Source organism: Victivallis sp. (assembly GCF_048170485.1).
Classification (GTDB): Bacteria; Verrucomicrobiota; Lentisphaeria; order Victivallales; family Victivallaceae; genus Victivallis.
In genome coordinates, this window is record NZ_DBEXAY010000140.1 from 1 (window position 1) to 10,229 (window position 10,229).

Genomic DNA, 10,229 nt, shown 5'->3' on the forward strand with positions numbered 1-10,229 from the left:
AATATAACATTCATTTAGGGCGTTTCAAGAATATTTCTCATTTTTTTTGAAAAAATTTTTCAGGGGGGGAGAGCCCGGGAGCGGCGAAATATGGCGAGGGGATAAAAAAACCGTAAATTTTCCGTTTCACGATTTGCAATACCCCGATAAAGGGATACTTTTTATGCGTTGTTGAAAAATCCCGTGTTTCGCTGACTGGGAAGCGGGATTTTCCGCAGAACCGGGGGGAATCCGCACGCCATCCGGCGGCACAGCTCCGGCAGAGGGTAACAAGAACGTTTGAACGGATACGAAAGGTCAAATTACAATGCGGATTGACGTTCTGGACTATTACACCAAAGAGGACTGGCTGGCCATCAAACAGGAGGCCAATCAGCATCCCACACCCTTTCTGGTGGTCAACCTTGATATCGTGCGCCGGAAATATGAAGAGCTGCTCCACCATTTCCCCTTCGCCAAAATTTACTACGCCGTCAAGGCGAACCCTGCCGTAGAAGTACTGGAACTGCTCCGTGACCTCGGCTCCTGCTTCGACATCGCCTCCCGGTACGAGCTGGACCGGGTGCTGGCGCTGGGCATCACCCCCGACCGGATCAGCTTCGGCAACACCATCAAGAAGGCGGCGGATATCCGCTACTTTTACGAGAGGGGGGTCCGCCTCTTCGCCACCGACAGCGAGGCGGACCTGCGCAACATCGCCAAGGAGGCTCCCGGCGCGCGGGTTTTCTGCCGGATTCTCACCGAGGGCAGTGAAACGGCGGACTGGCCGCTTTCGCGCAAGTTCGGCTGCCACCCGGATATGGCGATCGACCTGGTGCTGCTGGCCCGGGAGCTCAACCTCGAACCCTGCGGCATCAGCTTCCACGTCGGTTCGCAGCAGCGCGACATCGGCGCCTGGGACTCCGCCATCGCCAAGGTGCGGTACATCTTCGACTATCTGGAGGGCGAAGGGGTCAAGCTGAGTTTGATCAACATGGGCGGCGGCTTCCCGGCGAACTACATCTCCAAGACCAACGAGATGACGGTCTACTCCGAGGAGATCACCCGGTATCTGGAAGAGGACTTCGGCGACGACTTCCCGGAGATCATTCTGGAGCCCGGCCGTTCTCTCGTCGGCGAGTGCGGCGTGCTGGTGAGCGAAGTGGTGCTCATCAGCCAGAAGTCGAGCATGGGGGTCGACAAGTGGCTCTACATCGACACCGGCAAGTTCAACGGGCTGATCGAGACCTGGGACGAAAGCATCAAGTATCCGCTCTACTGCGAGGCGCGCGGCGAACCCTCCGAGGACTTCATCATCGCCGGACCGACCTGCGACAGCCAGGACATCATGTACGAATATTTCCGCAACCCGGTTCCGGCCTACATCAAGCCGGGGGATCGCATCTACTGGCTGAGCTGCGGCGCGTACACGTCGAGCTACTGTTCGGTGGAGTTCAACGGCTTCCCGCCGCTGCCGGTCTATTTCGTCAAGAAGCCGGTTCCGGCGGCGGAGGCGTGAAGCCGGTGCCGTCCGGCGCTGAAGGGAAGGCGGAGAGGGGGACGCCGGAGTTCGATTTCTCCGCGATCGTCCCCGGGCTCCTGCACTGGTACGACCGGAACGCCCGGATTCTGCCGTGGCGGGAGGACTCCTCTCCCTACCGGGTGTGGATTTCCGAGATCATGCTTCAGCAGACCCGGGTCGAGGCGGCGAAGCCCTACTTTGAACGGTTCCTCGCCGCACTGCCTGATCTGGCCTCGCTTGCCTCCGCGCCGGAGGAGCTGTTGCTCAAGCTCTGGGAGGGGCTCGGCTACTACAGCCGGGTCCGCAACCTCGCCCGGTGCGCCCGGATCATTCAGGCTGAGTACGGCGGGCATTTCCCCGGCTCGGCGGAGGAGCTTCGCCGCCTGCCCGGCATCGGGGAATACACGGCGGGGGCGATCGCCTCGATCTCATTCGGTTTGCCGGAGCCGGCGGTGGATGGCAACGTGCTCCGCGTCGCCGCCCGCCTCACCGGATATCCCGGGGAGGTCACGCAGCCGCGTTTCCGCAAGGAGATCACCGGAAAACTCCGTGCCGTCTACCCTGCCGGACGCTGTGGCGACTTCACCCAGAGCCTGATGGAGCTGGGTGCGGTGGTCTGTCTGCCGAACGGCGCGCCGAAGTGTTCTTGCTGCCCGCTGGCGGAGCTGTGTGAAGGGCGGCGGGCCGGAACGGCGGCGGAGATTCCGGTGCGGGCGCCGAAGAAGCCGCGCCGGGTCGAGCGGCGCTGTGTGTTTCTGCTGTGTTGCGGAGAGCGCGTGGCGCTCCGGAAGCGCCCGCCGGAGGGGCTGCTCGCCGGATTGTGGGAGTTTCCGGCGCTGGAGGGGGCGTTCGAAGTGTCCCGCCTGGCGGAGCTGGGGATCCCGCCTGAGACGCCGGTTGAACGGGTGGTCTCAGCCCGGCATGTTTTCTCCCATCTGGAGTGGGAGATGCAGGGGTATCTGGCCGAACTCTCCCAACCGGTCGAAGGGTATGAATGGGTGACGCGGCAGGAGCTGGAGACGCGCATTTCTCTGCCCTCCGCCTTCCGGGTGTTCCGCCGCTTTCTGCTCACCGGGAAATAAAATTCCTGCGGCCATCGGATCCGTTATTTTTCCGTCACATTTCCGCCGAATCCCCGTCACTTCCCCCGGGAAGAGTGATTTTGTGGGGAACACGCGTTTTCTCCTCCCTTCGCCGTCAGCGGAAGAGTTCGGGGCCTACCGTTGCGCCCGGGGGAAGTCGGCGGAGACGGTCGAACCACGGGTTGTCGCGCCCCCAGAGGAACTGACTCAGTTCGATGGCGCGGCAGCAGCGGAAGCCGCCGGAAAGAACTTCGGCAAAGAAGCGCTGACGGCCGGTTTCGACGTCGGGGAGTTCCGTTTCCCCCGCGATGCGGCGGAGCAGCCAGAGGTCGCGGAGCCAGCCGCGGGCCGCCATTACGCCGGAAGCGCCGGTGGCGGCGGCGAGGGTGCGGGCCTCCTCCGCACTCCGGAGATCGCCGTTGACGATGCAGGGAACGGCGCCGAGGTCGGCGATGGCGGCAACGAGCCGCGCTTCCCTGCCTTCGGTCGGGGCGTACCCTTCGGAGACGGTGCGGAAGTGAAGAAAGAGCCGGTCGAGCGCTCCGGTGCGCGCCAGTGCGGGCAGGAGATGGTGTGCCTCCTCCGGCGAATTCCAGCCGGTGCGGAGTTTGACGCTCAGCGGGAGGTCGGGCAGAAAGCTCTTCACCCGTTCGACCATCCGGAGGAGGGCGTCGGGATGGCGGAGCGCGCCACCTCCAGCTCCACCACTGGTCACCTGACGGCTCGGACAGCCGAAATTGAGGTTGATTCCCGCCGCGCCGAGATCGCAAAAGCGCGCCGCCGCTTCGCCGATCACGTCAGGATCAACTCCCATCAACTGGACGGTGACCGGAACACCTCCGGCGGCGAAAGGTTCGAGGAATGTCTTCAGGTGTTTTCCGCGCGGACAGGCGGTGGTCAGCCGGAGAAAGGGGGTCATCCACCGCTCGACCAGCCCGAGGCGGTTGGCGGCATGGACGAAGGGGGCGGACATCACCCCCTCCATCGGACCGGGCCAGATCTCCATCAATTCAGCACTCGACTTTGCCGACCAGGTCGGAGACCTTCGCGATGCCGTGGCGGTCGAGGTAGGCGTTGATGCCGTCGATCACCTTGAGCGGGGCGAAGGGATCGACGAAGTTGGCGGTGCCGACTGCGACCGCGCTCGCTCCGGCGAGCAGGAACTCCACCGCGTCCTCGCCGGTCATGATGCCGCCCATGCCGATCACCGGAATCTTCACCGCACGGGCCGCTTCATAGACCATGCGCACCGCGATCGGTTTGAGCGCCGGGCCGGAGAAGCCGCCGGTGCGGTTGGCGATCTTCGGCTTGCGCGTTTCGATGTCGATCGCCATGGCGGTGATCGTGTTGATGAGGGAGACCGCGTCGCTTCCGGCGGCTTCGACCGCGCGGGCGAACTCGCCGATGTTGGAGACGTTCGGGCTGAGCTTGGTGATCAGCGGCAGGGTGGTCGCCGCCCGGACCGTTTTCACCACCTCCGCGGCCAGCACCGGATCGGTGCCGAAGGCGACGCCGCCGGCCTTGACGTTGGGGCAGGAGATGTTGATTTCCAGCGCGGTGATCCCCTCCTTTTCCGCTTCGAGGCGGGCGGCGACTTCGCCGTATTCGGCGATCGAGGTGCCCCAGATGTTGACGATCACCGTCGCGCCGACCCGGCGGAGGAAGGGCATGTAGTGTTCCTTGTGGAGGAACGCTTCGACCCCCGGACCCTGCAGGCCGATGGCGTTGAGCATGCCGCCGGTGACTTCGGCGACGCGCGGGGTCGGGTTGCCGTGCGACGGGGTCATGCGGATTCCCTTGACCACCACCGCGCCGAGGCGCGAGATGTCGTAGTAGTTGTGATATTCGAAGCCGTAGCCGAAGGTGCCGGAGGCGGTCATCACCGGGTTTTTCAGCGTGAACTTTCCGAGATTGCAGACAAGATCGGCCATTTTTACTGCTCCACGTAAACGTCTTTGAGTTTGAACACCGGCCCGTCGGTGCAGGCGCGGGCGTACTGCCACCCCTCCGGGGTATCCGCCTTGACTTTGACCACGCAGGCGAAACAGGCGCCGACGCCGCAGCACATCAGGTGGTCGATCGAGAGTTCGCCGTCCTGCTGCCGGGCGCGCAAAATCTTCGCCAGCGCCATCAGCATCGGATGCGGTCCGCAGCCGTAGAAGAAGAAGCGCCGTTCCGGCTGTTCATCGAGCAGCTGTTCGACCAGCTTCGTGACGAAGCCCTTTTCCCCTTCGGAGCCGTCGTTGGTGGCGACCCGCACCTCGTATCCGGCGGCGCGGTAGACGTCGGTGAGAAGGACGTCCGCCCGGCTCCGCGCGCCGAGCAGGAAGAGGCCGCGCTGTTTCATCTGGCGGGTCAGAAGGTAGGTGGCCGCCGCGCCGTATCCGCCCGCGACCAGGACCGGCGTCACCGGTTCCGGCACGTCGGCGAATCCAGTGCCGAGCGGACCCATCAGGTCGCAGAACGCGCCGGGGGGGAGCTGGGAGAGCTCCCGCGTTCCCGCGCCGACGACCTTGTAGACGACGCTGAGCGCGCCGTCGGGTTCGGTGTTGTGGATGCTGAAGGGGCGGCGCAGAATGTGGTCGCCGCGCCGGTCGATCCGGACGTGGACGAACTGCCCCGCCCGCGCCTTCCGGCAGATTTCCGGGGCGTAAAAGCGGACGAGGAAGTAGTCGTTCTGCAGCCGTTCGTTGCTGATGATCTGGCCGTTCTGCATGATTTAATCCTGAAGATAGGGGTTGGTGGCACGTTCGCGGCCGATGGTGGTGGCCGGACCGTGACCGGGATATACGTTCAAGTCGTCCGCCAGCGTCAGGAGACGGCTGTGGATCGACTCCATGAGCGAATGATAGTCGCCGCCGGGCAGGTCGGTGCGCCCGACCGAACCGGCGAAGAGCGTGTCGCCGACGAAAAGGGCGTTCCCTGCCGCGAAGAGCAGGCCGCTTCCGCCGGGGGTGTGCCCGGGCAGCGGGATCACGGTGAAATCGTCATTCGGAGCGAACTCCTTCGCCGGCGGGAGATTTTTCGCGGCGGGGAGCCACGGCAGGAGGGCGTTCTCCGGACTGGCGTAGAGGGGGTGATCCGCCGCCGCGAGCCGGACGCAGTCGATTCCCAGCGCCCTGGCGACCTCTCCGGCGGCGGAGATGTGGTCCACATGGGCGTGGGTGAGCAGGATTTCCACCCGGTCGAAGTCGAAGGAGCGGGCGACGGCGACGATCTCGGCCGCGTCGCCGCCCGGATCGATCACGTAGAGCTGCCGCTTTTCCGGCAGATGGACGAAATAGCAGTTGGTGTCGATGAGGCCGACCGGAAGAGTTTTGATGTTCATTGCTGTTTCTCCGTGGCGGCGGCGCGGTTCACCAGAATGACCCGTTCCGCCGAAAGTTTGCCCAGTTCACGCTGGAGCCGGACCAGTTTGCCGTAGTCGTCCGGCATGGTCAGCTCCACCGGGAGGGTGAGACCGCAGTCGATCCGCAGCGTGCCGCGGGCGGGTTCGAAGTATTCGTAGAAGGCGGCCGAACCGAAGCGGCCCAGCTCGAACCGTTCCGGCCGGTCGGGCACCACCTCGTAGCCGGGCGGCAGTTCGATCTGATACTCGATCGAGAGCCGGGAGGGGTTGTTCCGCCACGCCGGGGTGCGCCGTTCGGACTCCGCGGTGCTGACCATCGCGGCGAACCGGCTGTATCCGGGCAGCCGGAACTGCAGATAGGGCCCGGAGATCGAGGCGAAGTCCGGCACCTCCACCCGGCAGGAGAAGAGCCCCGGATAGTTGTCGAAGTCGATCTTCGGCTTGCCGACGATCTTCGCCGACTGCGAGAAGCCGGCGGCGAAGTTCTGGAGATATTGCGCCATCGCCTCCGGGGTCATCTCCCGGAACATGCGGTGCTCGTTCTCGAAATTGACGCCGAACGTGCGGCGCGTCGCGAGGATCTCCGCCGCGCCGTCTGGACGGATGCGGATGTTGTACTCCAGCTTCTCCGAGGTGGCGGTCTTGCGGCGGGGCCGGATGGGAATCAGGCGGCCGGTGGAGAGTTCCAGACCGATTTTCTCCTCTTCCGCCGTCGTGCCGATCCGGGCGTACTGGCTGGTGTCGTTGAGGTAGCTCTCCAGCGCGGGCAGGTAGACCAGCAGCGTGCCGAAGCAGTCCGAGGGGTAGCGTTCGAGCATCCGGACCGTCTGCGGCGCGTAACCGATTCCGGAGGCGGCGACGAAATGAGATTCGATCCCCGCCTCTTTGAGCAATGCGGCCAGCAGAATGGCGCGGTCGGCGGAGTTGCCGTACCCGGCCGCCAGCGTCACGTCGGGATTGGAGAAGCTGCTCCAGGGCAGTTCATTCAGCCCCGGACCGGCCGGCCGGATGTGCCGCGCAACGTAGTCGCGGATGCGCAGAACCGTCCCTTCGAAGTCGCGAAGCACCGACTGGTTGTCGCCGGCGGGCTTCAGCGTGGCGGCCAGCGCGGCGGTCTTCGGCCGGGGCTGTGCCAGCACCTTCTCGAGCGCGCCGCGGAGCGAATCGGCGAGATTCCGGTAGGAGCCGGAGGAGATCATCACCGTCGGCGCGAAGAGCCAGGCGGGCGCCATGGAGGGCTCCCGCGGGAGACCCGGCACGCTCGACGTGTTCCAGTCGCGGGTGCGTTCCGCCCCTTTCGCGGCGGTCTGGAACCGGATTCCGGCGGGTGTGGACGAAATCCGCAGATCCAGTTTCTCCGGCGCGGTGAGCGAGAGGCGGAGCTGTTCCGCCGGAACCGATGCGGCGAAGGTGGAGTAGAGGCTGAAGAAGGGCCCCCCCTTGACCTCGGTGGTGACGACGCTCTCGACCACCGAACCGGGGGCGACGCCCGGCAGACTGGCGACCAGCACCTTGCCCGCCGGATAGCGGGGAGCGGCGGCCGCGCCGGGGGCGTCCATGAGATTGAGCTCCTCCTTGCCGAGCTTTCGCGTCTTGCCGTCCGGCGAAGTGACCGTCGCCTCGATCGAGACCGTCTCGCGGAGCGGCTGGAAGGGGATCGAAAGCTCCGAATTCGCCTTCACTCCGGCGTAGTTGAGGATCCGGCGCTTTTCGCGCCGCACGGTGCGGTAGTTCTGCGCGTCGCGGAGCGTGACCGAGATTTCGCGGTCGAGCAGCAGCGAATCCGCGCCGGGGAAGGCCTGGCCGGCCAGCGCGGGCGGAACCGCCGCGTAGTCGAGCCGGGCGACCGGGAGTTTCTGTTCGGCGCTCTCGATTTTGCGCAGCGCCTCCTTGAGCTTGAGGTATCCGGCCGGATCGATCTCCACCGTGTCGATGGTGAAGCGGCTGCGGCCGGAGATCATCGCCGGACCGGCGGAGAGTTTGCGCTGCCAGTTCAGGATGCCGGGGGCGGCGACCGTTTCGCTTTCCGGCACGGAGAGCAGGCGGCAGGAGGCGGGAATCGCCAGCTTGAACTCCTCGTCGATGCCGCAGGTGGAGTAGGCCTTGAGCTTGAACTTGCGCTTCTCCAGCCCGACCGGACCGAGGACGAAGCCCGCCGCGCCGAATTCGGAGCCGAGGAGCGGCAGCTGGAGCAGGAATTCGGCCGGATTTTCCGGCAGGAACTCCTGCCCTTCAAACGTGAGTTCGGCCCGCAGCGGGGTTTTCATGTCGCGGATGTTTTCCGGGAAGATCTTCAGCGTCTTGAGTTCGGCGCCGGGAATCGCCCGCTTCACCTGCGCCGCGAAGAACTGCCGCCGGTAGTCGGGCTGCCAGCGGGAGAAGGCGTCGCGGTAGATCTGGTCGTTGATCCCTTCGAAACGGAGGACGCTCTCGCCGGAGAGTTTCCCCGCGGGGGTGATCACCGCCGTGGTGGAGACGCGCAGCAGGTTGGCTTCCGCCGGAACCGTGGCGGAGCGCAGCAGCGTCTCCCCCTCCGGCTTGGCAACCAGATAGCTCATGTTGGACATCGCCGCCGGGAAGAGTTCGGTGGTGGTCTCGTAGGTCGGATCCATCAGCTGGTATTTCCCCGGGGCGAGTTCGACGGCGGTGATGGCGTGGTTGAAGTAGATGTTGGGCACTTCGTCGTCCTTGGGATCTCCGGCGAGGAAGAGCACCGGAAACGCCTTGAATCCGGCCAGTTCGAGCATCGAGACCAGCAGCGCCGCCTTGTCGCGGCAGACGCCGTAGCGGCGGTCGAAGGTCATCGAAACGTCGTGCGGCTCGTAGCCGGGGGCCTCCGATTCGGCGGTGATGCCCATGTAGCGGACCTGCTGGGAGACGAACTGGAAGAGCGCCATGATCTTCTCCTCCGGTGTGCGGCAGTTCCGGATCAGTTCGGCGGTTTTCGCCCGGATTGCGGGGGTGACCGCGTCGAGCCGCGGACGGCTCACCTGATAATACCAGCGGGAGATCTCCTTCCAGTCCTTCGCGGTGCTGGTGAGCAGCCGCTGGACGGTGGTGTACATTGGCGGCATCCCCGGTTCGGGAATCACCTGCGGCACGTTCCGGGCGATCCAGGTGTAGAGGATGCGGCCGTTTTCGCGTTTCTCCTGAAAACTCACCGTGCCGGGCACTTCATCCTTGATCGCCTTCGCGGCCAGCGGCCGGCTTTCGGGCGCGTTGATCCGCACCTCATAGTAGAGGAAGGGGACATCCGCCTGCAGCACGTTGTAGCCGGACCACTGCCCCGGAATCCGCGCCTTGAGGGTGGTTTCCCTGCTCTTGACGTGGAGCATGTCGCCGATTTCGAGGCCGGGGACGGCGATGGTGAAGACTTTGTTCGCCGGGTCGTAGATGTTGCTCCCCATCTGGGAGGCGTCGATGGTTTCGTGGCCGGAGGCGGGGTCGATCTTGACGATTTTCCCGTCCGGGCGGATGATCTCCACGGTGAGCACTTCGAGTTTCTCGTAGGTGGAGTTGTAGCGGAAGGAGAGTTCACGCAGCTGTTTCCGGCCGGATTCGTTGAGCACCTTCTGGTAGAAGTCGTCGGTGCCGGTGCCGAGTCCGTCGGGTTGATAGGTGATCTCCTCGAGGTCGTAGACGAGGACGCTGTCGGCGTCGGGGAACCGTTCCGCGGTGGCGTTTTTCGCGCTTGCGGTGATTTCGGCGACGGTCATCGCCGTGGCTGGAACTCCGGCCGACAGGGCGAGGATCAGCATCCACACGGCAAGTTGCAGGATATGTTTCATCGGAATCCTCCTCTTTCTGGTATCCGTTTTTGCATCTGCAGTACACATAAAATAACCGCTTTTCGGCGAAAATGAAATGATTTTTTCGACATTTATTTGAAATTTCGCATTCCGGTGGCTATATTTATCAAAATGCACTTGTAAAAAACCTTCTATACCAAAGGAGTTGAAATGGGACAGCAGAGCAACAAGATTGAAAAGCGCCGTCGTCGCAAGGCCTACCTGGAGCGCTGCCGGGAGAAGATCCGGGCCGCCATCGCCCAGGCGAAGAAGAAGTAAGTTTTCTGCTTCGTGAAAAGATTCCTCTGGATGCGTGCATCCGGGGGAATCTTTTTTGTGTGGAGCAGGCGAAACGGCGGGCCGGGGATACATCAGAACCCGCCGCCGGTCAAGCGGCAATCCGGCATAACCGCTCCCCTGCGGGTCGCTTTTATTCCGTTTGCCCGCTTGACGGCCGCCGGAACCTGATGTGGGGAAGATGTGGCCGGTTCGGGGAGAAAAAAAGTTCT

At 64.1% G+C, this 10,229-nt stretch carries 7 protein-coding genes; 2 read left to right on the forward strand and 5 right to left on the reverse strand.

Going from position 1 to position 10,229, the window contains the following annotated elements; all coding sequences use genetic code 11:
• The first annotated feature begins 307 nt into the window (after positions 1–307).
• Together ACMLHG_RS07440 and mutY are read left to right on the forward strand one after the other, a co-directional pair.
• Positions 308–1,498, forward strand: coding sequence for a type III PLP-dependent enzyme (locus ACMLHG_RS07440; RefSeq protein ID WP_294432559.1), 1,191 nt, complete (start codon positions 308–310; stop codon positions 1,496–1,498).
• 5 nt (positions 1,499–1,503) lie between these two features.
• Complete coding sequence (mutY, locus tag ACMLHG_RS07445) at positions 1,504–2,583, forward strand: A/G-specific adenine glycosylase (protein ID WP_417170091.1); 1,080 nt, start codon at positions 1,504–1,506, stop codon at positions 2,581–2,583.
• Between the two features lie 115 nt (positions 2,584–2,698).
• Here the strand turns inward: mutY and ACMLHG_RS07450 are convergent, their stop codons facing one another.
• The 5 genes from ACMLHG_RS07450 to ACMLHG_RS07470 are packed head-to-tail and all read right to left on the reverse strand — an operon-like array spanning position 2,699 to position 9,720.
• Positions 2,699–3,589, reverse strand: a complete 891-nt coding sequence (locus ACMLHG_RS07450) for a tRNA-dihydrouridine synthase family protein (RefSeq protein ID WP_417170092.1) — start codon at positions 3,587–3,589, stop codon at positions 2,699–2,701.
• Positions 3,590–3,593: 4 nt separating this feature from the next.
• Complete coding sequence (locus ACMLHG_RS07455; protein WP_417170093.1) at positions 3,594–4,514, reverse strand: dihydroorotate dehydrogenase; 921 nt, start codon at positions 4,512–4,514, stop codon at positions 3,594–3,596.
• A gap of 2 nt (positions 4,515–4,516) precedes the next feature.
• On the reverse strand, positions 4,517–5,299 hold the full coding sequence (locus tag ACMLHG_RS07460) for a dihydroorotate dehydrogenase electron transfer subunit (RefSeq protein ID WP_295809521.1): 783 nt from the start codon (positions 5,297–5,299) through the stop codon (positions 4,517–4,519).
• A gap of 3 nt (positions 5,300–5,302) precedes the next feature.
• The gene (locus tag ACMLHG_RS07465; protein ID WP_417170094.1) at positions 5,303–5,911 is read right to left on the reverse strand and encodes an MBL fold metallo-hydrolase; all 609 of its coding nucleotides are present in this window, start codon (positions 5,909–5,911) and stop codon (positions 5,303–5,305) included.
• Positions 5,908–9,720, reverse strand: a complete 3,813-nt coding sequence (locus tag ACMLHG_RS07470) for a DUF3857 domain-containing protein (RefSeq protein ID WP_417170095.1) — start codon at positions 9,718–9,720, stop codon at positions 5,908–5,910. The genes ACMLHG_RS07465 and ACMLHG_RS07470 overlap by 4 nt, the downstream gene beginning before the upstream one ends.
• Between the last annotated feature and the right edge of the window lie 509 nt (positions 9,721–10,229).